This window comes from Kitasatospora sp. MBT63 (assembly GCF_000710465.2).
Lineage (GTDB): Bacteria > Actinomycetota > Actinomycetes > Streptomycetales > Streptomycetaceae > Kitasatospora.
In genome coordinates, this window is record NZ_JAIZ01000542.1 from 1 (window position 1) to 675 (window position 675).

At 76.0% G+C, this 675-nt stretch carries 1 pseudogene; it reads left to right on the forward strand.

The features are described from left to right. Nucleotides 1-675, forward strand: a pseudogene (locus tag AA75_RS49890) (hypothetical protein); the annotation flags it as partial.

A 675-nucleotide genomic window follows, 5' to 3' on the forward strand; every position in this document is an offset into this window, starting at 1 on the left:
GCCGGATGCTGGCCGCCGCCGCCCCGGTCGCACTCGCCCTGGCGGCGGGAGAGCGCATATCCGGCCTGCCGGGCCTGGTCCAGTTCGCCGCCTACTCCTCGGGCACGCGTCCTGGCATGCTCGCCGTTCAGGCCGTCATGGCCGTGGTGATGTTCGTTCCCTGGATCGTGGCGCTGCTCTGCGCGACAGCGGGCCGCTGGCGCCCGGCCCGGGCGGTGGCGGCGTTCGCGGCCCTGATCGATCTCGGCATCGCGCTGCTGATTCTCGGCCGGTACGGGCCGGCCACCGGTGAACTGCTCCGAACCGGAGCGCTGGCCGCCCTGCTGCTGCTCGCCCCACCCGACCTGGTGGACACCGGCCGCCGGGGGCGCTGGGAGACCGCCTCGGTCGCCCTCGCGACCGGGGCGCGGCTCGCCGTGATGCTGGGTCCCGGGGTGACCCTGCTCGGCCTTGGCTGGTACGAAGTGCCCGCGGCGGCCTGCTTCTGGTCGCTCGTGGCGGTGGCCGGCCTGCTGCTGGTGCACCTCTCGGCCCGGCGGCCCGACCGGCTCCGCGCCATCGGCATCGCGCTCGGGGCGGGGCCGTGGCTGCTGCAGTACGCGGGGATCGGCGCCATGCACTGGGTGGTCGCGTACTCCGTGGTCCTGATCGGCGGCGCGGTCGCCGCCGGCGGGG